The organism is Lysobacter antibioticus (genome assembly GCF_001442535.1).
GTDB classification, from domain to species: Bacteria; Pseudomonadota; Gammaproteobacteria; order Xanthomonadales; family Xanthomonadaceae; genus Lysobacter; species Lysobacter antibioticus.
Genome location: NZ_CP013141.1, coordinates 1440226 through 1466071 on the forward strand (window position 1 = coordinate 1440226; position 25846 = coordinate 1466071).

The 25846-nt window shown below is 66.2% G+C and carries 22 protein-coding genes; 5 read left to right on the forward strand and 17 right to left on the reverse strand.

Features of this window, described 5'->3' with window-relative positions; translation table 11 throughout:
• Positions 1-658: 658 nt before the first annotated feature.
• The gene (locus tag GLA29479_RS05920; protein WP_169795616.1) at positions 659-2539 is read left to right on the forward strand and encodes a M4 family metallopeptidase; all 1881 of its coding nucleotides are present in this window, start codon (positions 659-661) and stop codon (positions 2537-2539) included.
• A 139-nt stretch (positions 2540-2678) separates the two neighbouring features.
• Here the strand turns inward: GLA29479_RS05920 and GLA29479_RS05925 are convergent, their stop codons facing one another.
• Together GLA29479_RS05925 and GLA29479_RS05930 are read right to left on the reverse strand one after the other, a co-directional pair.
• Entirely contained in the window at positions 2679-3386 is a 708-nt protein-coding gene (locus GLA29479_RS05925; RefSeq protein ID WP_169795617.1) for a lysozyme inhibitor LprI family protein, read from the reverse strand.
• A 187-nt stretch (positions 3387-3573) separates the two neighbouring features.
• Positions 3574-4476, reverse strand: coding sequence for a LysR family transcriptional regulator (locus GLA29479_RS05930; protein WP_057971067.1), 903 nt, complete (start codon positions 4474-4476; stop codon positions 3574-3576).
• Between the two features lie 116 nt (positions 4477-4592).
• Here GLA29479_RS05930 and GLA29479_RS05935 point away from each other — a divergent pair, with 116 nt between their 5' ends.
• Positions 4593-6191: an MFS transporter gene (locus GLA29479_RS05935; RefSeq protein WP_057916056.1), complete on the forward strand. Its 1599-nt coding sequence runs from the start codon at positions 4593-4595 to the stop codon at positions 6189-6191.
• Positions 6192-6228: 37 nt separating this feature from the next.
• On the opposite strand, the gene GLA29479_RS05940 is transcribed toward GLA29479_RS05935, so the two are convergent.
• Both GLA29479_RS05940 and GLA29479_RS05945 read right to left on the reverse strand, forming a co-directional pair.
• Complete coding sequence (locus GLA29479_RS05940) at positions 6229-7332, reverse strand: PA0069 family radical SAM protein (RefSeq protein ID WP_057971068.1); 1104 nt, start codon at positions 7330-7332, stop codon at positions 6229-6231.
• A 160-nt stretch (positions 7333-7492) separates the two neighbouring features.
• A complete protein-coding gene (locus tag GLA29479_RS05945) occupies positions 7493-8233 on the reverse strand; it encodes an SIMPL domain-containing protein (protein ID WP_057971069.1) in 741 nt (246 codons plus the stop codon).
• 177 nt (positions 8234-8410) lie between these two features.
• On the opposite strand from GLA29479_RS05945, the gene cls reads away from it, so the two are divergent.
• From cls to GLA29479_RS05960, 3 genes are all read left to right on the forward strand, one after another.
• Positions 8411-9862, forward strand: a complete 1452-nt coding sequence (cls, locus tag GLA29479_RS05950) for a cardiolipin synthase (protein ID WP_057971070.1) — start codon at positions 8411-8413, stop codon at positions 9860-9862.
• A 143-nt stretch (positions 9863-10005) separates the two neighbouring features.
• Entirely contained in the window at positions 10006-10269 is a 264-nt protein-coding gene (locus GLA29479_RS05955; protein WP_031374311.1) for a hypothetical protein, read from the forward strand.
• Between the two features lie 112 nt (positions 10270-10381).
• Positions 10382-11137 (forward strand): pyridoxine 5'-phosphate synthase, encoded by a 756-nt coding sequence (locus GLA29479_RS05960; protein WP_057971071.1) that lies wholly within the window; start codon positions 10382-10384, stop codon positions 11135-11137.
• 1201 nt (positions 11138-12338) lie between these two features.
• Here GLA29479_RS05960 and GLA29479_RS05965 read toward each other — a convergent pair.
• The 13 genes from GLA29479_RS05965 to dnaA form a co-directional block, all read right to left on the reverse strand.
• Positions 12339-12743 (reverse strand): ExbD/TolR family protein, encoded by a 405-nt coding sequence (locus tag GLA29479_RS05965; protein ID WP_057971072.1) that lies wholly within the window; start codon positions 12741-12743, stop codon positions 12339-12341.
• A 142-nt stretch (positions 12744-12885) separates the two neighbouring features.
• Positions 12886-13299, reverse strand: a complete 414-nt coding sequence (locus GLA29479_RS05970; protein ID WP_057916050.1) for an ExbD/TolR family protein — start codon at positions 13297-13299, stop codon at positions 12886-12888.
• A gap of 15 nt (positions 13300-13314) precedes the next feature.
• Positions 13315-13728 (reverse strand): ExbD/TolR family protein, encoded by a 414-nt coding sequence (locus GLA29479_RS05975; protein WP_057916049.1) that lies wholly within the window; start codon positions 13726-13728, stop codon positions 13315-13317.
• Positions 13729-13770: 42 nt separating this feature from the next.
• On the reverse strand, positions 13771-14520 hold the full coding sequence (locus GLA29479_RS05980; RefSeq protein ID WP_031374035.1) for a MotA/TolQ/ExbB proton channel family protein: 750 nt from the start codon (positions 14518-14520) through the stop codon (positions 13771-13773).
• Between the two features lie 90 nt (positions 14521-14610).
• Entirely contained in the window at positions 14611-15291 is a 681-nt protein-coding gene (locus tag GLA29479_RS05985) for an energy transducer TonB (RefSeq protein WP_036149770.1), read from the reverse strand.
• 146 nt (positions 15292-15437) lie between these two features.
• The gene (locus GLA29479_RS05990) at positions 15438-16655 is read right to left on the reverse strand and encodes a tetratricopeptide repeat protein (RefSeq protein ID WP_057916048.1); all 1218 of its coding nucleotides are present in this window, start codon (positions 16653-16655) and stop codon (positions 15438-15440) included.
• A gap of 136 nt (positions 16656-16791) precedes the next feature.
• Positions 16792-17595, reverse strand: coding sequence for a M48 family metallopeptidase (locus GLA29479_RS05995; protein ID WP_057916047.1), 804 nt, complete (start codon positions 17593-17595; stop codon positions 16792-16794).
• Between the two features lie 67 nt (positions 17596-17662).
• Complete coding sequence (locus GLA29479_RS06000; protein WP_057971073.1) at positions 17663-18382, reverse strand: CPBP family intramembrane glutamic endopeptidase; 720 nt, start codon at positions 18380-18382, stop codon at positions 17663-17665.
• 76 nt (positions 18383-18458) lie between these two features.
• Positions 18459-20927, reverse strand: coding sequence for a DNA topoisomerase (ATP-hydrolyzing) subunit B (gyrB, locus tag GLA29479_RS06005; protein ID WP_057916045.1), 2469 nt, complete (start codon positions 20925-20927; stop codon positions 18459-18461).
• 172 nt (positions 20928-21099) lie between these two features.
• Positions 21100-21267 (reverse strand): hypothetical protein, encoded by a 168-nt coding sequence (locus GLA29479_RS25175; RefSeq protein WP_169795618.1) that lies wholly within the window; start codon positions 21265-21267, stop codon positions 21100-21102.
• Positions 21268-21525: 258 nt separating this feature from the next.
• Positions 21526-22623 (reverse strand): DNA replication/repair protein RecF, encoded by a 1098-nt coding sequence (gene recF / locus GLA29479_RS06010; protein ID WP_057971074.1) that lies wholly within the window; start codon positions 22621-22623, stop codon positions 21526-21528.
• Positions 22624-22758: 135 nt separating this feature from the next.
• Positions 22759-23859, reverse strand: coding sequence for a DNA polymerase III subunit beta (gene dnaN, locus GLA29479_RS06015; RefSeq protein ID WP_031374042.1), 1101 nt, complete (start codon positions 23857-23859; stop codon positions 22759-22761).
• Between the two features lie 509 nt (positions 23860-24368).
• Positions 24369-25703, reverse strand: a complete 1335-nt coding sequence (gene dnaA, locus GLA29479_RS06020; protein WP_057916043.1) for a chromosomal replication initiator protein DnaA — start codon at positions 25701-25703, stop codon at positions 24369-24371.
• Between the last annotated feature and the right edge of the window lie 143 nt (positions 25704-25846).

Sequence of the window (25846 nt, forward strand, 5' to 3'; positions counted from 1 at the left end):
CGCCTCGAAGCTTCGAAGCCTGTAGGAGCTGCGCAAGCTGCGACCGCGGGCCTGCGGCCACCGGCGCAAACACGGGCGACCGCGCGGTCGCGACTCGCGTCGCTCCTACCCTCAAGCAGCAGATCGCCTCGAAGCTTCGAAGCCTCTTGTAGGAGCTGCGCAAGCTGCGACCGCGGACTTGCGGTTACCGGCGCAGACACGGGCGACTGCGCGGTCGCGACTCGCGTCGCTCCTACCCTTGAAGCATCAGGGTGCCTCGAAAACGGAAGTCTCCTGTAGCAGCCGCGCGAGCCGCAACCGCGAACCCGATGCCGAGACGAAGATACGGGCCGAATCCCCCACGCCCCGCGTGCGATTTCGCATCCCCCGCAATGTCGTCGCCTCGTCGACGATATTGCATACGCGCACACAGTCTGACGCGCATCTCAATTCGTATACGCGATACGCATCGCCGCTGCTCTCCAGGTAGGGGGTCGTTACCCGGGCGCGTTCCCATCTATGGGGAGGGGCCGAAGAAGACGAGCCGCCGCTTGCGACGAATCGTCTTCGGGGCATGCACGACCTCTGCCGCAATGCACGACACCGCTTCGCGACTGCGTTCGCGCGGCGGCTCTTGGCTGGTCTTTTCTTATTTCGATCTACGACTCGGAGAAACCGCATGTCCATGAAACAACGTGTCTTGACCGCTTCCATCCTGCTGGCGGTGACCGGCACTACCGCGACCGCGCTGGTCACCGCGCAGCACTACCGCGATGCGGGCAACGCGTCGGCGCAGGCCGGCAGCAACGCCGCAAATGCATCGGCCAAGACGGCCGCCGCAGCTCACGCCAATGCGCACTCCTCGGGCTTCGCACTCGCGCCGACCGTCTCCGGCGCTACGCCCAGCGCCCAGCTCGCGAAGCATCCGGCGGTGGCACGCGCTCGCGAACAACTGCTCGCGCAGAAGCTGCACGGCACCGGCGCCCAGGCCGATCGCGAGGCGATCGATGCCGAGCAATACCTGCCGCGCGATGTCGTCGTCGAAGCCGACGGCAGCGAGCACGTGCGTTTCAATCGCGATTACCAGGGCCTGCCGGTGATCGGCGGCGACCTGGTCACGCACATGAAAGACGGCCTGCTGACCTCGGTCAGCAAGACCATGGACCTCAAGCTCGGCCAGGGCGGCGCCAAGGCGCCGAAGCTGTCGGTGGCGCAAGCGGTGACCGACGCCGGCGTGCATTTCGCCGGCCGCTTCATGGATAAGCCGACCTCGCGCGTGGTGTATTTCGCCCAGGACAACCAGCCGAAACTCGCGTACGAAGTGACCTTCCGCGGCCTCAACAAGGCCGAGCGTCCGGTCCACGACATGATCTATGTCGATGCCGACAACGGCGCCTTCCTCGGCCGCGACAGCAAGATCTACAGCGCCGAAGCGGCCCAGGGCGAGGGTTTCACCATCACCCGAGGCAAGGTCGCGATCTCGACCAGCAAGGTCGGCGCCGAGGAAAGCGACGGCCGCGGCGCGGGCTATCTGCTGCGCGACGACAAGCGCGGCGGCGGCACCTTGCACAACACCGGCGGCACGGTGGTCGACCTGTATTTCGGCGGCGGCGATTTCACCGCACCGCCGATGTTCGACAAGGACAACGTCTGGGGCAATGAGCAGATGTCCAACATCGAGCGCACCGGCGTGGAAGCCCACTACGGCGTGTCGAAGACCTGGGACTACTACAAGAAGCTGTACGACCGCGTCGGTATCTTCGGCGACAGCAAGGGCGTGGAAAGCTTCGTCAACGTGACCTTCTCGATCTTCTACTTCATCGACGCCGGCGGCACCAACGCGTTCTGGGACGGCGAGGCCAAGCGCATGGTCTACGGCAACGGCGACTACGGCATCTCCAACCCGGTGGTCGCGCTCGACGTCGCCGGCCACGAAATGTCGCACGGCGTGACCCAGGCGACCTCGAACCTGGCCTATGCCGGCGACGCCGGCGGCCTCAACGAAGCCACCTCCGACATCCACGGCACCCTGGTCGAGTTCTTCGACAACAGCCCGAAGGACCCGCCGGATTACCTGATCGGCGAGAACGTCATGCTCGACGGCACGCCGCTGCGCTACATGTTCAAGCCCAGCCTCGACGTCGCCGAGGACGGCAGCGGTTCCTTCGATTGCTACCCGGCCGGCGGCTTCACCGACGAAGACCCGCACTACACCTCCGGTGTCGGCAACCACTTCTTCTATCTGCTCGCCGAAGGGCAGAAGGTGCCGAAGTCGCATCGCAAGACCCTGTTGCCGGCCGACCTGGTCTGCAACGGCGCGACCGGGCTCAAGGGCATCACCCCGAACACCGCCGGGCAGATCTGGTACCGCGCCAACACCTTGTACCTGACCTCGCAGTCGTCCTATCCGCAGGCGCGCGAAGCGACCCAGACCGCGGCCCAGGACCTGGTCGACAAGGGCCTGCTGAAGGCCAGCGTGGTGAAGTCGGTGGCCTGCGCCTGGGAAGCGGTCAACGTCTCGCTGCCGGAAGGTTCGACCGGTCTGCGCTGCAAGAGCTGAGCGGCCCGTGCCCTGAACTAGCCGCACCTGCCGTTGTTGCGGCCCCGTTGCGCACCTGCGCAGCGGGGCCGTTTTTCATCGACTCGCCAACGATCCGCAGCCTGCGATTCGGCGGCCAATGCGGCCGGTCGTCGGTCGCTCAGTCGCTGCCGGGCGGCACCGCGAAGTACACGCCTTCGAGGCTGCCGTTGTGGCCGCAGTAGTCGGGACCGAGCAAGGCTTTGCCGCTCGCATCCAGCGCCTGCACGCGCAAAGCCGCGCCTTCGCGGGTCAGCTTCAGGGAACTGCGCTCGCCGCCCTCGACCTGCACGGTCAACGCCGCGCCGGCGCTACGCCCGCTGCCGCTGGCATCGCACAACCAGCGGCCATCGAGCGGATGCGCGGCATTCGCCTCGACCTTCAAACGGCCGGCACCGTCGTCGACCACGTCGATGCCGCCGGCGAGGTTGCGCCAGCTGCCGACCCATCCCGCCGCCGGCTGCGCACGTATCTGCGACAGAGTACGCACGCGGTCGTCGAGCAAGGCCTTGAGCGACTGCGTCCGGTTCGCCGCGGTGGCGTTGTCGTAGGCCGCATCGCGAATGCCGATGAACCAGCGCTGGTCCTCGCGCAGTCCGCTCGCGGCCTGGGCATCGAGCGACTTGCGCAGGCGCTCGTAAGCGCGGCCGACCGCGGCGTCGGCGCGTGCCAGGCCGTCGTTTCCGCAGATCGCTTTCTCGACCGCGCTGGCGGCCTTGGCGCAATCGAAAGAGGGCTTCGCCGAAGCGGGCGGGGCGGCGAACGCCGATGCCGAAGCCATGAGCGTTACGGCGAGCAATGCGGAAGAGGCGAGGGCGGGTGGCGTCACGGCGGCGGGGTCCTGGGCTGCGCTGAAGAGGGGCATTGGGGGATCGACGACGGCATCGGCGCGGGCCTCGCGCATGCCGTCGACCTTTCCGGACACACCTTGCTCGCGAACGCCGTCGTTTTCCAGCGGCTGCATCGGACTGCGCGCTGTGCGATGGCGTCAGCGACGGCGTAGCGTCGGTTCTCGGTCATGCGATCGGTTGGTGCACGAACAGATGTTCGTCGATGAAGTCCAGGAACACCCGTAGCTTCGGCGAGATATGCCGGTGCGCCGGCCACAGCGCCCAAAACTGCCCGCGCTGGGTCTCGAAGCCGGGCAGCACGCGCCGCAACTGTCCGCAGGCGAGCCGGTCGCGGACCAGGAAATCCACGGTGTAGACGATGCCCAGCCCGTGCACCGCGGCCAGCACCGCCGCTTCGCTGTTGTTGCAGATCAACGCCGGCGGCAGGTGCGGCGGCGCTTCGCCGGGCTCGAGCCGCAGCGACCACTCCTGCACCTTGCCGCTGTTGGCGAAGCGGAAATGGATGCAGTCGTGCGCTTCCAGGTCGGACGGCAGGCGCGGTTCGCCGCGCCGCGCGAGGTAGTCGGGCGAGGCGCACAGCATGAAGCAGAACGGGCCGAGCCGGCGCGCGCGCAGCCGCGAGTCGGGCATGTCGCCGCTGCGGATCACCACGTCGAAACCGCCGTCGATCACGTCGACCAGCTGATCGTCGAAATCCAGTTCCAGCTCGACCTCGGGATAACGTGCGCGGAACTCGCCGAGCACCGGCACCAGAAAGCGATAGCCCGCGGTCGGCAGGCCCACCCGCAAGCGTCCGCGCGGCGCTTGCATCGCATGGGTCAACATCGCTTCGGCTTCGTCGAGTTCGTCGAGCAAGGGCCGGCAACGCTCGTAGAACATGCGGCCCTCTTCGGTCAGGCGCACGTTGCGGGTGTTGCGCTGGAGCAGGCGCACGCCGAGCTGCTGTTCGAGCTTGGCCACGCTCTTGCCGACCGCCGACGCGGACACTCCGATGTGACGCCCGGCGGCGACGAAGCTGCGGGTCTCGGCGGTGCGGACGAAGGCGAGCAGGCTGCCGAGCTTGTCCATCGGGGTTCCGGTTGGCGCAATTGCGGACAATTGTTCCATAAAGCGCGGATCAGACCGATGTTTTTCTTCGATTGCGGCGCTTCTACCCTGGCGGCCTGCCCCTCGCGCGAATCGCCATGCCCCCTTCCGACCCCACGGCCGACGCCTCCGGCCGCCTCGACCGTTTCCTGATCCTCGGCGCCGTGTGCCTGGCCGGGCTGGTGTTGCCGCTGAGTTTCACCGGCCCGCCGGTGGCGATTCCGGCCATCGCCGCCGAACTCGGCGGCAGCCCGGTCGCGCTGAACTGGATGACCAACGCCTTCATGCTCGCCTTCGGCAGTTGCCTGATGGCGGCCGGCACGCTCGCCGACACCTATGGACGCAAGCGCATCTTCGCCATCGGCATCGTGTCCTATGCGGTGGTGTCGCTGCTGTTGGCGCTGGCGCCGAACCTGACGACGCTCAATGCCCTGCGCATCGTCCAGGGCATCGCCGCCGCGCTCGCCCTGGCCGGCGGCAACGCCGCGCTGTCGCAGGAGTTCCACGGCCCCGGACGCATCCGCGCCTTCAGCCTGCTGGGAACGAGTTTCGGCCTTGGCCTGGCGTTCGGGCCCAGCCTCGCCGGCTGGCTGGTGCAGGCACAGGGCTGGCGCGCGGTGTTCCTGTCGAGCCTGGTGATCGCCGCGCTGGCCACCGTGTTCGGCCTGCCGCGCATGCGCGAGTCGCGCGATCCCGCCGCGACCGGCCTGGACTGGCGCGGCAGCCTGAGTTCGACCGCGATGCTCGCGCTGTTGACGGTCGGCGTGCTGGAAGCGCCCGAACGCGGCTGGAGCGATCCCTGGGTGCTCGCCGCCTTGGCCGGCGCGGCCTTGTTGCTGGCGCTGTTCGTGCGCGTGGAGACGCGGGCGGCGCGGCCGATGCTCGACCTCAGCCTGTTCCGTCTGCCGCGTTTCGTCGGCGCGCAGTTGCTGCCGATCGGCACCGGCCTGTGCTACCTGGTGTTGATCATCGTGCTGCCGGTGCGTTTGATCGGCATCCACGGCCACAGTGCGCTCGACGCCGGCCTGCTGATGATCGCCTTGTCGGCGCCGATGCTGGTCGTGCCGATCCTGGCCGCGGTGCTGAGCCATCGCATCGCCGCCGGCGCCTTGTGCGGCGCCGGCCTGTTGCTCGCCGCCGCCGGCTTGGTCTGGCTCGGTGCGATCGCCGGCGACGCCTCGCCAGCGCAGTTGATCGCGCCGATGCTGTTGATCGGCACCGGCTCGGCGGTGCCCTGGGGCCTGATGGACGGGCTGGCGATCAGCGTGGTGCCGAAGGAACGCGCCGGCATGGCCGCCGGCGTGTTCGGCGCCAGCCGCGTGTCCGGCGAAGGCCTCGCCATCGCGGTCGCCGCCGCGGCCCTGGCCAGCCTGCTCAAGCTGCGTCTGCACGACCTGGGCGCGCTCGACGGCCACGCCCTCGCCGAGGCAGCGCAACGCCTGGCCACCGGCGACGCCGCGCGCGCGCAGGCACTGTTGCCCGCGCTCGACCCCGCCGTGCTGCTGCGCAGTTACGACGAGGCTTTCGCCTGGCTGATGTACGGTCTGGCCGGCGTCACCGCGGCGATCGCCTGGCTCGCCTATGTACTGCTCGGCAACGCCTCGGCGCACGAGCCGGCGGCCATGCCGGATCGGGTCGGCGAGGACATCGAGGAAGACATCGGTGCAGCGGCGGCAGCGCGCGAAGCCGCGTGCTGAGTGCGACCGTGCCGGGGTACCCGCCGTCGATGCCGGCTCAGAACAATTCCAACTGCGGGGTGGGCTTGCGCGGGGCGACGAACTGGCTGGTGTCCAAGGCCGGCAACCGCCCGTAGCCGTGCTTGCGCCAGGCCTTCTGGAAACGCTGCCCGATCAGCTGCGCGAACGGACCTTCGCCGCGCATGCGCTTGCCGAAGGCGCTGTCGTAGTCCTTGCCGCCGCGCATCTGCTGGATCAGGCTCATCACGTGCGCGGCGCGATCGGGGTAGTGCAGTTGCAGCCAGTCGCGCCAGACCTGCTTGAGCTCGTGCGGCAGGCGCAGCAGCACGTAACCGGCGGCGCGCGCACCGGCCTCGTGCGCGGCGGCGAGGATCTGTTCGAGCTCGCCGTCGTTGATCATCGGGATGGTCGGCGCGACCAGCACACCGACCGGCACGCCGGCTTCGGCGAGGGTGCGCATGGCCTTCAGCCGCGAATGCGGCGCCGAGGCGCGCGGCTCCATCTTCGCCGAGAGCTGGTTGTCCAAGGTGGTGACCGAGAAATACACCGACACCAGGCGCCGCCGCGCCATCGAGGCCAGCACTTCGACGTCGCGCACGATCGAGGCGTTCTTGGTGATTATGCTGAAGGGATGCGAGCAGGCGTCGAGCACGTCCATGACCCCGCGGGTAATGCGGTAACGGCGCTCGATCGGCTGGTAGGCATCGGTGTTGATGCCGAGCGCGATCGGCGCGCACTGGTAGCCGGGGCGGGCGAGTTCGTTCTGCAGGCGTTCGGCGGCGTTGACCTTGGCGAACAGCCGGGTCTCGAAATCCAGACCCGGCGACAGTTCCAGGTAGGCATGCGAGGGCCGCGCGAAGCAGTACACGCAACCGTGTTCGCAGCCGCGATAGGGATTGACCGACTGGCTGAAGCCGATGTCGGGCGAATCGTTGCGGGTGATGATGCTGCGCGCGGTTTCCTCGCGCACTTGGGTGTCCGGGCGCGAGCTCGCATCGGCGTCTGCGTAGACCGAACCCCAACCGTCGTCCTCGCCCTGGACGGTGGTGACGGCGTAGCGCCCGGCGACGTACGACGCCGCGCCGCGCCCCTTGAAAGCGGTGGGCTGGATCGAGAGTTGGGCTTTGCGCGCAGCGTCCATCCGCGCAGCCTACGCCGGCGCCGTCGCAGGTTTCGCGACGCGACTGGATCGCTAGGTTGCATCGCTCGGTTGCGCCGGCGTATTGCCGGCAAGCTGAATGCGGCGAGGCAGGCATGCCCGCGGCATCGCTTGCCGCGGGTCGTGTATTCCCTGCCGGGAATTACTCGATCGCGAAGCTGGCGCTGACCGAGGCGCTGACGCTGATCTGGCCGACCGACAGGGTTTCGCCGTCGGCCGCTTCGCCGCCGCCGCTATTCTGCATGACGTTCTGCACCATCTGGCCGCCGCTCATGCCATTGCCCCAACGGCTGCCGCTGCGCCACCAGCCGCCGGAGTACGACTCCGACACGTTCAGCACCGGGCCGCGCCGCACGCCCAGGTCGGCGACCAGCGCGTCGGCTTTCTCCTTGGCCGCCTGCACAGCCAGCGCCCGCGCCGCATCGCGGTGCTTGCGCAATTGCGAAGTACGGAATTCGATGCCGTGGATGTACTGCACGCCGCTGCCCAGCAGCCCCGTCAACACGTTCTCGAGGTCGCCGATGCGGCTCAGCTTGATGCCGATGCTCTTGCGCACGATGTAGATCTGCGGCTTGGTGAACGAATAGTCGGTGTGGTAGGTCGGTTCGATACTGATGAAATCGGTCTGCACGTCCTTGTCCGGCACGCCGCTGCGCTTGAGGAAGGCCAGCGCCTTGGCGACGTTCTCGTCGTTGCTGCGCTTGGCCTGGTCGAGCTGGGCATGGCGCGATTCGACGCCGACGTCGAGCAGGATCAAGTCCGGCACGACCTTGATCTCAGCCGAACCCGACACGTGGATGCTGCGTGGTTCGGCCTGGGCGGCGAACACCGGCGAAGGGGGCAGGGCGAGCAAGGCGGCGGCGATGAGGAACCGGTGAATCATGGGAATCCTTCCTGTGGTTCGGGCGGGCGATGCCGCATCCTACGTCGCCGGATCGCGGCCGGTCTTTGCCGGCATCGGCAGTCGCCGCCGCGATGCGTACGGCGTCCGGGCTATGCCGGCCCGGGCCGGCGGGCTAGCCTAGGCCCGCGCGGCCGTGCCGGCGGCGCCGCTGCATCGATGGAGTTCCGACACGTGCTGGATCTGTTGCCCGACCTTTGGCGAGACCTGCTCGCCATTCCCCACCTCGGCCTGTATCTGACGATCGGCTGGGCGGTGTATCTGCTCGGGCTGGGCTTCTGGATCGTGCTGCAGAAGCGCGAGCCGGTGGCGACGATCAGCTGGCTGATCAGCCTGGCGGCGCTGCCCTACATCGGCTTCCTGATCTATTACTTCTTCGGCCCGCTGCGCATCCACCGCCAGCGCCTGCGCCGGGTGCGCGCCCGCGCCTCGCTGCCGGCGCCGCCGGCGGGCCTGACGCCGTCGCCGGAAGCGATCGAACTGGCCAAGCTCGGCCAGGCCACCACCGGCCTGCCGCCGACCACCGCGACCGACGTGCGCCTGCTGATCGACGGCGGCGCCAAGTACACCGCCTTGCTGGCCGACATCGCCCAGGCGCGCGAGCACATCCACCTGGAGTACTACATCTATCTGCCCGATCGCACCGGCACCGCCCTGCGCGACGCCCTGATCGAGCGCGCCCGGGCCGGGGTCAAGGTGCGGCTGCTGATGGATGCGGTCGGCTCCGGCCAGACCTCGCGGCGTTTCATCAAGCCCTTGCTCGAGGCCGGTGCCGAAGTGGCCTGGTTCCATCCGATGAAGCTGCGCTGGTTCTGGCGCCGGCCGTGGCTGAACCTGCGTACCCACCGCAAGATCGTCGTCATCGACGGCCGTGTCGGTTACACCGGCGGCATCAACATCACCGACGAGGAAGACGAGCGGCTGCGCGAGGACGCCTACCGCGACCTGCATCTGCGCCTGGAAGGCGACGTGGTGCGCGAGCTCGAACTGGTCTTCACCGAGGACTGGTGCTACGCCACCGGCCAGCCGCCGCTGAAGATGCAACATCCGCCGCCGCAACCCGGGCGCGTGGCCTCGCAGGTCGTCAGTTCCGGGCCGGATTCGCCCTGGGAAGCCATCCACCGCGTGCACGTCGGCGCAATCCACGCCGCACAACGCCGGGTCTGGCTGGTCACGCCCTATTTCGTGCCCAGCGAGGCCGCGCGCATGGCCCTGACCTCGGCCGCGCTGGGCGGGCTCGACGTGCGCCTGCTGGTGCCCAAGCTCAGCGACAGCCGCCTGGTGACGTACGCGGCGCGTTCCTACTTCGACGAGTTGCTCGATGCCGGGGTGAAGATCCACGAGTACGGCCCGCGCATGCTGCACAGCAAGGCGCTGCTGTGCGACGACAAGATGGCGATCATCGGCAGCGCCAATTTCGATCACCGCAGCTTTCGCCTCAACTTTGAGATCTCGGTGATGTTCTACAACGAGCAGCTCGCCGGCGAGCTGGCGGCCCTTATTCAGGAAGAGTGCTCGCGAGCGCCGCGGGTACGCCCGGACCGGGAACGTTCGCTGTGGCGCGCGCGCCTGCCCGAGGCCCTGGCGCGGCTGGTCTCGCCGTTGCTCTAGCGGTTTGTGCCGCTGGTCGCATCCGCCGGCGGCTCCAGCTGCCGCCGCCGCGGGTGCGCGCTACACTCGGCCTGGACCCGGTCGGAGCCGTCCGTACCGGCCCGGTACCGCCATCGGGATTTTTCGTCAGGGAGCACGCCGCAATGCCTTGGGTTTACCTGCTACTGGCCGCCGCCGCCTTCGTGCTGGCGTTGAAAACCACCTCGCCGGGGATCCTGGCGGTCAGCCTGTTGGCCGCACTCGGCCTGATGATCGCCGGCGTCATGAGTCTGCTCGCGCGACGCCTGGACAACACCAGCCGCGATGTGTCCTCGATCGTCGATCCGATGGAACTGCGCCGCCTGCGCGAGCAGGCCGAAGCGCGCAAGCTCGCCGCTTCGTCGCAGTCGGAATCCTCGCCGAACTGAAGCCTCTCCGCCGCGAGTCCGGCCGCGCCGGACCGGGCGCAATCCGGCGGCATCGCCTGGCCAAGCACCCGACCACTCGCCGTGCCTGACGCGGCGCGCTACGCTTCGCGTCATGACCGCCCTCAGTGTCAACGTCAACAAGATCGCCGTGCTGCGCAATTCGCGTGGCGGCGGCGAGCCCGATGTGCGCCACGCCGCGCAGGCCTGCCTCGATGCGGGTGCCCACGGCATCACCGTGCACCCGCGTCCCGATGCACGCCATATCCGCGCCGACGATGTCTACACGCTCGCCGAACTGACCCGCGCCCGCGGCGTCGAATTCAACATCGAAGGCAATCCGTTCGCACCGCCGCGCGAGGGCTATCCCGGCCTGATCGAGCTGTGTCGGGCAACCCGTCCCGCGCAGGTCACCCTGGTGCCCGACGGCGACGACCAGCTCACCTCCGACCACGGCTTCGATTTCGAGCGCGACGGCGACCGGCTGCGCCCCTTGATCGCCGAACTGGCCGAACTCGGTTGCCGCGTCAGCGTGTTCGCCGACGCCGACCGCGACGGCATCGAGCGCGCCGCCGAACTCGGCGCCGCGCGGGTCGAGCTCTATACCGGCCCCTATGCCGAAGCCTTCGAGGGCGGCGACCTCGACGCCGCTCTGCGAACCTTCGCCGCCGCCGCCCGACGCGCGCAGGCGGCCGGACTCGGCGTCAACGCCGGCCACGACCTCAGCCAGGCTAACCTCGGTGCCTTCCTGCGCGGCGTACCGAACGTACTCGAAGTATCGATCGGCCATGCCCTGATCGGCGAGGCCTTGTATCAAGGTTTGGATGCGACGGTGCGCGGATATCTGGATGTGATCGCGAAGGCGCGTTGAGCGGGCGTTGGTCGCGTATCGGCGCGCGGGGTAGGAGCGGCGTCCCACGGGGATTTCCTACGCTCACGAGCCGCGACCGCGCTCGTTCGATCTTGCGGTGTTATTCGCCACAGTCTCCTGTAGGAGCGGCGTAAGCCGCGACCGCGGGACGCGCAGAGGCACCAGCGCCGATGTAGCTCATCGAAGCGGCGTGCTGTCGCAGGGTAGGAGCGGCGTAAGCCGCGACCGCGCCCTTTCGATCTTGCGGCGTAACGCTCAAGCAAGATCAAGATCAAACGCCAAAAGCTTCCGCCACTAAAGCGGCGGGTTACTTTCTTTTGTCATAAGCAACAAAAGAAAGGTAACCAAAGAAAAATGCTTTTCTTTGAATCACGGGCCCGCACGAGCGGTGCATCCGCAGGGATTTTTCATACGGGACATCCCTGTCCCGATGAAAAACGGCGCGCATCCTTGCGCGCCGCCCTCCGGGTCTTCTATCGCCTTCGCGAGTGCGGCTCGGCGCACAGCAACGGCAACACCGACGCTGCTTCGGGGTAGGAGCGGCGCGAGCCGCGACCGCGATCGTTCAGCGGCCGTCGTCGGCCGGGATGGGCGTCTATGTCTCAACAGCGTTGCCGTTGCCGCTAAAGCTTGGCGCAGTTGCGAACTTGCGATGCGATCGTAGACCCGGAGGGCGGCGCACAGGACGTGCGCCGTTTTTCGATAGGACAAGGATGTCCTATCGAAAAATCCCGGCGCTAGCCGCGAACTCGTGGCCTGTGCCCTTGCAAGGAGAGCCCTCCCTTTGGTTACCTTTGACCGAAGGGAATCCAGACGGACTTTTGGGCTTAGCAAAAGAAAGTAACCCGGCCGCGTCAGCGGACGGAAGCTCTGCTCTCGCTTGATAGACGCGCCGCAAGACCATCACAGCGCGGTCGCGGCTCGCGCCGCTCCTACCCTGCGAAAGTACACCGCTTCGACGAGCGACGACGGCGTTGTCGGCTCTGCGCATCCCTTGGTCGCGGCTTGTGACCGAAGGAAATCCAGTAGGACGCCGCTCCTACAGAAGGTTAGCGCCGTTGCAGGCGCAGGACCGAATTAACGCAGTCGCGACGCGAGGCCAGCCGCGAGGCCATGAAAACGGCCGCCCTCGCAGGCGGCCGTCCCGGCTTGCATCGGTGCGAACTGCATCGATGCCAACGATCAGCGCACGCAAGAACGATCAGCGTGTCGAGATATTGCTCAAGCCGCTGTCGCGCGCCGCCGAGATCGCATGAGTGAAGCCCTGGTAATCGGCATCGGCGTTCGCGCCGACCTCAAGGACCGTGTCGGGCGAGGCCACCGCGAGCGCCTTGAGAGTGGCCGGCAACTCGGTTGCCGACAGACTGCGGCCATCGAGCTCGAAGCTCCCGTCCTGCTCGACGATCAGCATCGCCTTGGGCGCGACCGGTACCGGCTTGTCGCTAGGAACGGGCAGGCTCAGGTTCAATTGCCCGGTCAGGACCGGCGCGGTGACCATGAAGATGATCAACAACACCAGCAACACATCGACCAGGGGCGTGACGTTGATTTCGGCGACGACATCGTCGTTGCGGTAGGCGGAAACGGAGTAAGCGGAGCCGGCCATAAGCACCTCCATCCTGGGGCGGGACGCCCGGCTTCACGTTAATCCCGTCACAGTTCGTCGCGCAAGAGGGGACGATCGCGCATAAAAAAACGCCGCCCGGTGGGCGGCGTTCTCACGACGGTAAGCGTCGGTTTCGCAAGAATTACTTCTGCACGAAACCGATCTTTTTCATGTCTGCGTTTTTGGCGTAAGCCAGCACCTTGGCGAGGATGCCGTATTCGGCGTCTTCGTTGGTGTCGATTTCTAGCAGAGGTTGATTGGTGGGATCGCGTTGAACCGTTTCCTTCATCATCCCCGGGATCGCCTGCAGCGGCGTCGGGTTGTCGTTCCAGAACACCTGGCCAGTCGCATCGATCCGCAGCGCGATCGGCGGCGGCGGCTCCTGCGTCTGGGGCGGCGGGTTCAACGTCGGTTGCGGCAGGTTGACGTCGATCGGGTAAGACACCGTGGGCGCCGTGACCATGAAGATGATCAGCAGCACCAACAGCACGTCGACCAGCGGGGTCACGTTGATGTCGGAGATCGCGCCGCTATCGGAGTTGTTGCTGAAAGCCATGTGCTCGGTCTCCGATTAACGTTCTTTGATCGCGATGAAGCCGACTTTGCGCATGCCCTGCCTCTGCGCAATGGTCACCACGTCGTTGACGACGCGGTACTTCGTGGTGCGGTCGCCGCGGACGTTGATCTGCGGCTGCGGGGTCTTTTGTGCTTCAACCGAAAGACGGCTCTCCAGCTGGTCGCGGGTGACCGGCTCATCGTTCCAGTACAGCGAACCGCTCTCCTGGATCGCCAAGGTGATCGGCGGAGTCTTGGGCGGCTCCTCCGTCTTGGTGAGCGTGGCTTCGGGCAGCTTGATCTCGACCTTATGGGTCATCAGCGGCGCGGTGATCATGAAGATGATCAGCAGCACCAGCATCACGTCCACGAGGGGCGTGACGTTGATGGTGGCCATGGGGCCGTTGTCGTTGCCTGTACTGAAGGCCATGTCCGAACTCCAACTACGCTAAATGAGAGGCGTCAGTGTTGATTAGCGCTTGTTCGACAGTTCGCCGACGCGCGAGCCGGTGGCGAAGAAGTCGTGCAGGTCGTGGGCGAAGGTGTCGAACTTGTTGTTCGTGACACGGTTCAGACGCACGAAGAAGTTGTAGGCGAGCACGGCCGGGATCGCGACGAACAGACCGATCGCGGTCATGATCAGCGCTTCACCCACCGGGCCGGCAACGGCCTGGATCGAGGACTCGCCGCTGGCGCCGAGGCGGAGCAGGGCGTGGTAGATGCCCCAGACCGTACCGAGCAGACCGACGAACGGAGCGGTCGAGCCGACGGTGGCGAGCACGGTCAGACCGGCTTCCAGACGCGAGCTCTCGCGGGTCACGGCCTGACGCAGGGCGCGATCGACGAACTCCGAGCGGTTCAGCGACTCGACCAGACGCGAACCTTCGTGGCGCTGGTGGTGAGCGGCGGCCTGGGCGGCGTCGAGGGCGATCTTGGAGAACGGTTCGCTGCGCGACTGTTCTTCCATGTAGCGGATCGCGTCCTGGGCGTTCGGGGTTTCCCAGAACGTGCTGACGACGCGGTCGGAAGAGCCGCGCAGGCGCAGATTCTTAACGAAATTGATGACGATCCAGTAGACCGACAGAACCGACATCAGCGTGAGCGTGATGAACACGATCCAGCCGACGAGGTCGAAGTTCTGCAACAGATGCGAAAAGCTCATCTGCTGAAGCGCTTCAGCGTTGGAGCCTCCGGCGGCGGCGGTGGTGGTTTGCTGCAGCATGACGCTTACCTTTGAATGTCGTGGAAAGGAAAGAAGGTATTACGAAGAAGCGGTGTTCATCAGGCGGGACAACAGTCGCGCCGACCCCGATCAGGTCGGCGGGACGAAATCGACGGGAACGCGGACGCGGCTGGCGACCGGTTGACCGTTGCGCACTTCAGGGTTGAAGCGCCACTTGCGGGCAGCGTCCATGGCCGCGCGATCCAGATTGCGATTACGGCTGGATTTTTCGACCTGCACGTCCATGACGTTGCCCTGGGCGTCGATGCTGATGACCAGGACTACGGTACCGCCTACGCCCTGACGGGCTTCGGTCGGCGGATACTTCGGCGGATTCAGGCGACGCGAGGACGGATCGACGCTGGAGCCGATGTCGCTGGCGGCCGTCGGCGGCGCAGGCGGGGCCGGCGGCGGCGCAGGCGGGTCGATCGGACTCGGGTCCAGATTCTCGACCGGCGGCTGGTCCGGCGGCGGGGGAGTCGGGGTCGGTCGCGGCGGGGACAGTTCCTTCGGAGGCTGCTTGAGCTCCTTGGGCGGTTCCGGCGGCGGCGGCGGCGGCGGCGGGGGCGGCGGCGGAGGCTTGATGATGTTGACCATCGTCACCTGCTCTTCGTCCTGCTGCTGGGCAGGTGGCGTCATTGGGGCCAGCAACAACAGGAGCGCCGCGGCATGCACAGCGATCGCGCAGGTGATACCGGCAATACGTGCCCAGTTCAACCCTTCGCGGTCGTTGTCATCTTTCCTAACTTGGAGTTCGAGGTCTTGCGTCATGCCGTCAGCTCGGGAGGTGTTTCCGGACGCCAGGGCGCCTCGGGCCATCGTTCGGTTCCTGCAACCGTTTCCAGTCGCGGGAACCTCCTAGCATATACCAAACCGCGTCACAGGTTCCAAGCGCGGTTGGGCATCTCTTTGCTGAATTACTTGCCTTTCAGCGCGAGAATCTTGTTGGCGTCGTCGGGCTTTTTAACGCCCTTCGCTATCGCCTGCTTGGCGGCTTCCTTTGCCTCGGGAATGCGATCCTCTTGCCACAGAACACGGGCGAGATTCAGGTACGTCTCACCATCCGGTGCGAGAGGAGCCGCTTTCTTGTACGCGTCGATCGACTTCGCAGTCTGATCGGAGAAGTAGTAGGACTGGGCCAGCGCCACATAGGCCTGGTAGTCCGGCTTGAGGACGCCCTTCTCGAGGCCCTCGGTGATCACGCCGGCCGCTTCCTTCTCCTTGCCATCCAGATTCAGATAGGTGGCGTAGAGCTGGCGGTAGTCCTTGTCTTCGGTGAACTGACCGGCGGCGCGAACCTTTTCCAGCACGACGGCGGCCTTGTCGAGCATGTCGGCCTGCGAATACACCGCGGCGACGTTCATCTGGGCGCGCTTGTCGTTCGGGGTCTTGGCGGCGATCGCCTCGGCGATCTTGGCCGCGTCGGCACCCTGATTGTTCTCAATGTAGCTGGCCATCAGCAACTGCTGCCATTCGACCTTCGGCTCGGGCGAGGCGTCGATGGCTTCCTTGATCGCCTTGGCGGCGTCCGGATAGCGCTCCAGGCGGTACAGGGCGTTGCCGCGCACGATCAGGTGTTCGGGCTTGGTGCTCTTGGTTTCGGCCAGGAAGCGATCGGCCGTCGCCAGCGAATCGGCGTACTGGTCTTCCTGCAGCTGCAGCTGGGCCATCATGAACATCGCGCCGAAATGGCCGTTGTTGTCGAGGCCGTTGAATTCCAGCGCTTGCTTGAGATAGGCGATCGCGGCCTTGCTGTCGTCGCCGTCATAGGCGAGTTGGGCGCCGATCTGCGCGGCGAACGAACGCTCGTAGGCGTTGAACGCGGTGTTGGCGATGATTTCGTCGGCGACGGCGCGGGCTTCGGCAGCCTTTTCCTTGTCGTAGAACTCCATCATCTTCTGCAGCTTGGCGCCGCCCTTCGACGAAGCCTTCGCGTCGGGCGCGGTGCGCGTCGCGTTCGGGAACTGGTTCTCGGCCTTGGTGGTGCTGCCCTTGCTGCTTTCCTTGTTGGCGCGGCGCTGCGCATTGCGCTCGGCCATGTTCTGCGCGTTGACCTGGGAGACTGCGCCGAAGACCAGCGTCACGCCGATCGCGGCGGCCAGCAGGGTGCTACGGCGGGTGGGTTGCTTGTTCATGTACTCACCTCAGAGAGACTCAGCGGCCGCAGGCGGGTGGCCTTGTGGCGGAACGGCGCAAGGCCAAGGGGCCGTCACGCTAACAGAAACTTGGGGCCGCGCGATACGGGTTAAGACAGCCATTTTCACCTGGATTTCATCCACACTTCGGCGTACGGCCGGAGGCGCGGGCCTGCTCGAAGGTGGGGATCAAGGCCCCGGCGCGAGCGTTCAGCTCCTGGATGCGCGATTGCGGGTCGGGGTGGGTAGAGAGCCATTGCGGTGGCCGCGAAGCGCTCGCGGCGATCATGTTCTGCCACAGATTCACGGCCTGGCGCGGGTCGTAGCCGGCCTGCGCCATCAGCCGCTGGCCGACCACGTCGGCCTCGCTTTCCTGGGTGCGCGAGCCCGGCAGCAGGAACGCCGTCTGCAGGGCCGCGCCGCCGAGCTGGTTGGTGGCGTTGACCGCTCCCTCGCCGTAGCGCGAGCCGACCAGGCTGCCGAGGATGCCCAGGCCGACCTGGGCGCTCATTTGCCGGGTGATGCGTTCGTCGTGATGGCGCGAGACCACGTGGCCGATCTCGTGGGCGATCACCGCCGCGAGCTGGTCCTGGTTCTTGGCGACGGTGAAGATGCCGGTGTTGACGCCGACCTTGCCGCCCGGAAGGGCGAAGGCATTGGGCGAGTTATCGGCGAACAGGGCCACGTCCCAGTTCGCCTGCCAGCCTTGCGGCAGTTGCTGGGTAATCGAGCTCACGACGCAGCGCACGTAGGCGTTCTGGCGCGGGTCGGTGCTCAGGCGCTGCTTGCTCTTGGCCTCCTCGAAGGCCTTGGCGCCCATCAGGTTGAGCTGCTCCTGCGACACCGCACCGATGTGCTGGGTACGCCCGGTCGGCGAAGTCGTGGTGGCGCAGGCGGTCACCACGGCGGCGACCGAAAGCGCAAACAGGATGCGTTTCATGACGATTCCCCAGAACGAACTAACTTTGTAGCGCCGCCTGGATTAATACTTCGTCAACGAGGGTGGCTTAAAGGCTTGCAAAAAGCGCCGTACCTGCCACCAGGTTGTTGAGCGCATGCGCTGCATAGGCCGCCCACAGGGTGCCGGTGCGCCGGTAGACGGCGGCGAAGACCGCGCCCATGAAGGCATACACCGCCCACAGCATCAGCATGTTCCAGCCCTGGCTGGCGCCGAGGCCGGGCGGCTCATGGACCAGTGCGAAGGCGATCGAGCTCAGCGCCAGGCCGAGGCCGGGCCGCCCCGCGGCCCACAGTCGGCCGAACAGCACCCGCCGGAACAGCAATTCTTCATAGGCCGGCGCGATCAGCACGGCGAAGATCAGCAACAGGAACGGATGTTCGGCGACCGCTTCGCTGAGGACCAGGTTGCTAGGCGTCATTTCGATCTGCAGCTGCTGCGCGAGCAGGCCGACCAGCATGCTGAAACCGGTGGTCGCGAGCAGGGCCGCCAGGATCGCGAGCCAGGTCGATTTTCGCCACAGCGCCTGCCACGAGGCGGCGCATTCCTCGCGCGTCGCCCGGCGGCGCAGGAGATACACCATCAGTGCGCCCAGGCCGGTGCCGACCAGGGTGATCGCGATCATCGCATCGGAGCCCGCGTCCATCTCGACCGGGACGCCGCGCAAGCCTTGCAACATCCCCCACAGCACACCGCCGGCCATGACGAACACGGCGAGCAACACCACCGACAGCAGCAAGTCGATCGCGAATCCGGCGACGCTGCCCAACCATCCGCGGCGCGTCGTCGCCGGCGAGGGCGGCGACGCGGGGATCAGATCCGCGGCCGGATCGGACGCAGCCGGATCAGACGTCGAGATTGGCCACCTTCAGCGCATTGTCTTCGATGAACTCGCGACGCGGTTCGACCACATCGCCCATCAAGGTGCTGAAGATCTGATCGGCGGCGACGGCGTCTTCGATGCGCACCTGCAGCAGGCGACGCGTTTCCGGATTGACCGTGGTGTCCCACAGCTGCTCGGGGTTCATTTCGCCCAGACCCTTGAATCGCTGGATAGCGCGGCCTTTTTTGGCTTCTTCGAGCAACCAGGCCTGGGCCTGGGCGAAGCTGGCGACGGCTTGCGCGCGGTTGCCGCGCACGATCTGCGCGCCTTCGCGCACCAGGCCGTGCAGCATCGAGGCCGCTTCGCGCAGCGAACGCAGCTCGCCGCCTTCGAATGCCGACAGCGGCAACACCTGGATCAGTTGCTGGCCCATGTGGTTGCGCGTGACCAACAACGCGGCCTGGCGGGTTTCGTTGGCCGGATGCAGCGCCAGCGAATAACGCGGCTTGCCCAGACCGGTCTGGTTGAGACGCTTTTCCAGCGCGTCGAGTTCGTGGCGCTCGTCGACGTTCTTGAGCAGGTGTTCGGTGTCGAGCGGGGTGAAATCGATCAGCGCCTGCAGCACGTTCGGATCGTAGCGATGCGCGTTGCGGGCGATGGTTTCCTTGGCGCCGGCGTAGGCGAGCAGCAGCTTCTCCAACGCCGCGCCTTCGATCGGCGGTTCGCCCGTCGCCGGAATCAGCGCCGCGCCTTCCACCGCATTGTTGGCCAGGTACTGATCGAGCGCGGCATCGTCCTTGAGGTAGATCTCGTTCTTGCCCTGCTTGATCTTGTACAGCGGCGGCAGGCCGATGTAGATGTGGCCGCGCTCGATCAGCTCCGGCATTTGCCGGTAGAAGAACGTCAGCAGCAAGGTGCGGATGTGCGAGCCGTCGACGTCGGCGTCGGTCATCAGGATGATGCGGTGATAGCGCAGCTTGTCCGGGTTGTACTCGTCCTTGCCGATGCCGGTGCCGAGCGCGGTGATCAGGGTGCCGACTTCGGCGCTGCCGAGCATGCGATCGAAACGCGCGCGCTCGACGTTGAGGATCTTGCCCTTGAGCGGGAGGATCGCCTGGGTCTTGCGGTTGCGGCCCTGCTTGGCCGAGCCGCCTGCGGAGTCGCCCTCGACGATGAACAGTTCGCTGAGCGCGGGATCTTTCTCCTGGCAGTCGGCGAGCTTGCCGGGCAGGCCGGCGATGTCGAGCGCGCCCTTGCGGCGGGTCAGGTCGCGCGCCTTGCGCGCGGCTTCGCGGGCGCGGGCGGCGTCGATGATCTTGCCGGTGATGGCTCGGGCCTCGTTGGGGTGTTCCTGCAGGAACTCCTCCAAACGTGCACCGAACGTGCTCTCAACGACCGGGCGGACCTCGGAACTGACCAGTTTTTCCTTGGTCTGCGAGGAAAAGCTCGGATCCGGCACCTTCACCGACAGCACCGCGATCATGCCTTCGCGCATGTCGTCGCCCGACAGGGCGATCTTGGCCTGCTTGGCCAGGCCGCTCTGTTCGATGTAGTTGGTCAGGGTGCGGGTGAGGGCGGCGCGGAACCCGATCAGGTGGGTGCCGCCGTCCTTCTGCGGAATATTGTTGGTGAAGCAGAACATCGTCTCCTGGTAGGAGTCGGTCCACTGCAGCGCCACGTCGACGGTGATGCCGTTCTGCTCGCCCGACACCGAGATCACGTTCGGGTGCAGCGGCGTCTTGAGCTGGGCCAGATGCTCGACGAAGGAGCGGATGCCGCCCTCGTACTGGAACAGGTCGCGGCGGCCTTCGCCGCGCTCGTCGACCAGGGTGATCTTGACCCCGGAATTCAGGAACGACAGCTCGCGCAGGCGCTTGGCCAGGATGTCGTAGTGGAATTCGACGTCGGTGAAGATCTCCACGGCCGGCTTGAAGCGCAGCAGGGTGCCGCGCTTTTGCGAAGCTTCCAGTTGCTTCAACGGGTAGATCGGTTCGCCGAGCGCATATTCCTGCTGGTACTGGTGACCGTCGCGCCAGATGTTCAGCCACAGGTGCTCGGACAGCGCATTGACCACCGACACGCCGACGCCGTGCAGACCGCCGGAGACCTTGTAGCTGTTGTCGTCGAACTTGCCGCCGGCATGCAGCACGGTGAGGATCACCTCGGCCGCGGACACGCCTTCTTCCTTGTGGATGTCGACCGGAATGCCGCGACCGTTGTCGTAGCAGGAGACCGAACCGTCTTCGTGCAAGGTGACGACGACATCGTCGGCATGACCCGCCAGCGCCTCGTCGATCGCGTTGTCGACGACCTCGAAGACCATGTGGTGCAGGCCGGTGCCGTCATGGACATCGCCGATGTACATGCCCGGGCGCTTGCGCACGGCCTCGAGACCGCGCAAGACGGTGATCTTGCTGGAGTCGTAGGTCTGCGATTGCGGGGTCGGGCCGGAGCTCGGGTCTTGCGAGGGGTCGTGCTCGGTGTTGGTCATTGCGTCAACAGGCTCCGACGACGCGCTGCCGGCGAAGGCGCCGGACGCGTCGAGACACAGTAAAGAAGTGATTGAAGTATAGCAGGCGGGGCGTACGGCCCCGCGCTATGACGGACGCGGCGCCGGAGCGCCAGGGTGGGGGCGCTCATCCCTGGAACGGGCTCCGAGGCGCTTACAGCGCCGTCCAGGCCTCTGAGATGGTGGCGAAGCCGGGGTTTTTAAAGCCGGCGTGGCCGGTGAGGTCCCATGTTTCACGTGGAACATGGTCGGAATGGGGTTTGAGCCCCGGATCAGCCTGCCGGGACAGGCCGCCGCGGGATTCACCGGCGACGTTGAACATCAGAGCACCGGTCCGGGGGAGGGCTAAGACCTTGGGCAGGATTCCTCTCTCCCGCAAACGCCGCCCTTTCCCGCTCGCCGAGCCCCTGGCGAAGCGGTCGACTCCCCACCGACGGGTGCGGAAGCGATGAACGAGGCGGCACCACCCCGGCTTCCAGGCCAACTCGGCTGAACCCCGGTCGCGGACCGCTTCCTGCCGCGGGCACTCAGCCGGCCCACACCCGATAGCGTTCCTCCGGGGTTTCCGACCGCCGGCGCCTCAACTCGACTGCGGCAGCTCACCCAACAGCCCATGTTCCACGTGGAACCTGGTCAGTTCGACCTGCATCGAGGCCAAGGCCGGCGGCGGATCGGTGCCGGTGATGAAAACCTGGGCCTTCGACGCCAGCAGGCGTTCCAGTACTCGCTGCTGGTGGTTCCGGTCGAGCTCGGAGGCCAGGTCGTCCAGCGCCACCATCGGCCATTCGCCGCGGATCGCGGCATGGTGCTCGGCCTGCGCCAACAGGGCGCACAGGGCGGTTAGCTTGGCCTGGCCGCGCGACAAGGCCTCGCGGCCGGGTAGGCCGCCGAAAGCGATGCGCCAGTCGGCCCGGTGCGGCCCGACCGAGGTATAGCCAGCCAGCTGATCGCGTTCGCGGGCCAGCAACAGCGCGTCGGCGAGCGGAAACTCGTCGCGACGCCAGCCCGGCAGGTAATCCAGGCGCACCGCCCCCAGCCCCGGCGCCAGGTCGGCGGCCAGGGCCGAGAACTTCGGCTGCAGTTCGTCGAGATACTGGTGGCGGCGCCGGGTCAGGGGCTCACCGGCCTCGGCGAGCTCGTGATCCCAGGCATCGAGCTGGCCGTCGCGGGCCCGCGCCTTAAGCAGGGCGTTGCGTTGCTTCAGTGCCCGGGTATAGCGCCGCCACAGCGGAGTGAAGTCAGGTTCCACGTGGAACAATCCCCAATCCAGGTAGCGGCGGCGGATCTCGCCGGCCCCGGTGATCAGGGAATGGCTGCCGGGCTCGAAACTGACCACGGCCAAGGCGGCGCACAGTTCGCCGAGCTGGGATACCGAGGCGCCGTCGAGGCGACCGACCCATTCCTGGCCGCTGTGGCGCAGTCCGGCCTTGCGGCTCTGGTCGCGCCGCGCTTCTTGCCATTCCACGAAGACCTCGAGCGCGGGGTCGCCGGCCCGGATCAGGCCATCGCGCACTCGGCCCCGAAAACTGCGGCCATAAGCCATCAGATGCAGGGCTTCGAGCAGGCTGGTCTTGCCCGCACCGTTCTCGCCGGTAATCAGGTTGATTCCGGGAGCCGGCAGCAGGCTGACTTCGGCGAAACGCCTGAATCCACGGGCTTCCAGACGGGTGACATGCATCGGCAGATGATCGCAGAAGGGGAGTGCCGGCGGTGGAGCAGGCGATCCGAAAGCCACAAACGGACACGCCCGGACAGGCCGGGCGTGTGATGTTCCACGTGGAACCGGGTTGGCCCGGTTTCGCTGCGCTTGCCGTTACAGGCGCAGCGGCATCACGACATGGCGACAACGCTCGTTGGACGCCTCGCGCACCAGAGCCGAGGAGTTCGCGTCGCGCAAGGCCAGGATCACGTGCTCGTCGCGCAATGCGGTCAGGGCGTCGAGCAGGTAGTTGACGTTGAAGCCCACGGCCAGGTCGTCGACCTTGGTGTCGGCTTCGACTTCTTCCTGCGCTTCTTCCTGTTCCGGGTTATGCGCGCTGATCTTGAGCTGGCCGGGCGAGACTTCGATGCGCACGCCGCGGTACTTCTCGTTCGACAGAATCGCCGCACGTTGCAGGGAGGCACGCAGGATCTCGCGCTCGATCTTGACCTCGCGGTCGGCACCGATCGGGATCACCGCTTCGTAATCCGGGAAACGGCCGTCGATAAGCTTGCTGGTGAAGGTGACATCGTCGCGCTTCACCCGGATATGGCCGCGGCCCATCTCCAGCTCGACTTCGCGATCGCCGCCTTCGAGCAAACGCTGCAGTTCCTGCACGCCCTTGCGCGGCACGATGATCTGGCGCTTGGTCTGGGCATTGCCTTCGTACGGCGCTTCGCACAGGGCGAGGCGATGTCCGTCGGTGGCGACGCAGCGCAGGCTGTTCTCGCGCAGGTCGAACAACAGACCGTTGAGGTAATAGCGCACATCCTGCTGGGCCATCGCGAACGCAGTGCGTTCGATCAGTTCCTTCAGGGCGGCTTCCGGTACGCGGACGCGCTCGGTCGCTTCGACTTCGTCGATCGACGGGAAGTCGTTGGCCGGCAGGCTGGCGAGCGTAAAGCGCGACCGTCCTGCCTGCACCGTGACCTTCTCGGCGGTCTGCGAAACGGTGACCTTGCTGCCGTCCGGAAGCGCTCGAATGATTTCGAACAGCTTGCGCGCCGGAATCGTGGTTTCGCCGTCCTTCGCATCGTCGACCGCAACCCGCGAAATCATTTCGACTTCGAGGTCGGTACCGGTCAGCGAGAGCTGCCCGTCCTTGACCTGCACGAGCAGGTTGGCCAGGACCGGCAAGGTCTGCCGGCGTTCGACGACGTTGACCACTTGGGCCAACGGCTTGAGAAAGACTTCGCGTTGCAGGCTGAAACGCATGCGGACCCCTTGCCCGTCGGTGGGCCTTAGCCCATTACTAAAGAGATGTATAAATCAAAAGCTTGGTGGTGATGGTGTAGCGAAAAACGCTGGAGAACTCATTTAAGCAATTGATTTACAAGCGGTTTTCGGTACTTCAAAAGCGGGTAGAACTGGCCCTGGGGATGCGGTACATCCTGTGGATAAAAAGGGCGCCGGTTGGCGGCCGCTGACTTGTCCACAGTTTGTACGACTTTCATCCCCCGAGTTATGCCTTTCGCAACAAACACTTACCGATTACCTTGTGTCTCGTCGCAGCGCGGACCGTATTCAAGCGGCAACTGCAGCGGCGACTCGAGCGTTCCAGGCGGGCATCCGCTGGCAGGGTTGCGGTTTCGGCGAACGAGGCGGATGACGGGCATCCGGACCACGAACGTCGGCACCGAACTCTCGCGGTTTACGACGATGCCATCGAGCGGTATTGCGTTCCCATCGGGTGAGCGCGGACCGCGGATGCGGTCCGGGCGGCTTCACTCGCTGAGCTTGCGAATCAACTTGTCCCAATCCTCACGCAGCTTGCCGTCGGTTTCCATCAAGGTGCGGATCTGCCGGCAGGCATGCAAAACGGTCGTGTGGTCGCGACCGGCGAAGGCATCGCCGATCTCCGGCAACGAGTGCTCGGTCAGTTCCTTGGTCAGCGCCATGGCGACCTGACGTGGACGAGCGAGCGAGCGCGTACGCCGTTTCGACAACAAGTCCTTGATCTGAAGGCCGTAGTAGTCTGCCACGGTCTTCTGGATGTTGGGGATGCCGATCGCCTGCTGCTGCGCACGCAACAAGTCGCGCAGGGTTTCCTGGGCGAACTCGGTGGTGATCGCGCGGCCGGTGAAATTGGCGCGGGCGGTCAGTGTGTTGAGCGCGCCTTCCAGGTCGCGCACGTTCGAGCGCATCTTCTTGGCCAGCAGGAAGGCGACTTCCTCCGGCACCGCGGCGCCGCGTTCCTTGGCCTTGGAGATCACGATCTGGGCGCGGGTCTCGAAGTCCGGCGGCTCGATCGCGACCGACAGGCCCCAGGCCAGGCGCGACTTCAACCGCGGCTCCAGGCCTTCGACTTCGCGCGGGTAGCGATCGCAGGTCAGGATGATCTGCTGCTTGCCGTCGAACAGCGCATTGAAGGTATGGAAGAACTCTTCCTGGGTGCGGTCCTTGCCGGCGAAGAACTGGATGTCGTCGATCAGCAGCGCGTCGACGCGCTGGAACTGACGCTTGAACTGATCCATGGTCTTGTCCTGCAGCGCCTTCATCATCGCGCTGAAGAACTGCTCCGAACGCAGGTACATCACCCGCATCGCCGGATTGGCCTCGCGCATGGCGTTGCCGGCGGCGAACATCAGATGGGTCTTGCCCAGGCCGGTGCCGCCGTACAACAGCAACGGGTTGTGGGCGCGTTCGCCGGGTTTCTGCGCCGCCTGCCAGGCCGCGGCGCGGCCGAGCTGGTTGCTGCGGCCTTCGACGAAGTTGTCGAAGGTGTAGTGATTGTCGAGATTGCCCTGGAACGGCTCGGGCGGCGCGACCGGACGCGGCGCGCTGACCGCGATCTCCGATTCGCGCGCCACCGCCGGAACCGCCCGCGGCAGCGAGCCGATCTCGAGGCTGACCTCGCCGCTGCCGGCGAAATACGACAGCAACTCGCGGATCCGGCCCAGATAACGTTCGCGCACGTGTTCGACCACGAACGCGTTCGGCGCATACAGCACGGTGACGTCGTCGCGTCGCGTCGCCTGCAGCGGTTTCAACCAGGTATGTACATCCTCGACCGGAAATTCGGCTTCGAGGCGTTCGAGGCAGCGGGGCCAGGCTTCCATCTGTAATGCGTCTTCTTATGCGTAACTGACTCGGTCGGCAGGCCTGGCGGCGCAGCGGACGAAAGCGGCCGAGCGCACGATGCGAACATCGTGGCGGACAGGGCCGGGGGTCGGTCAGACTACCATCGGGACCCAGTCCGGAA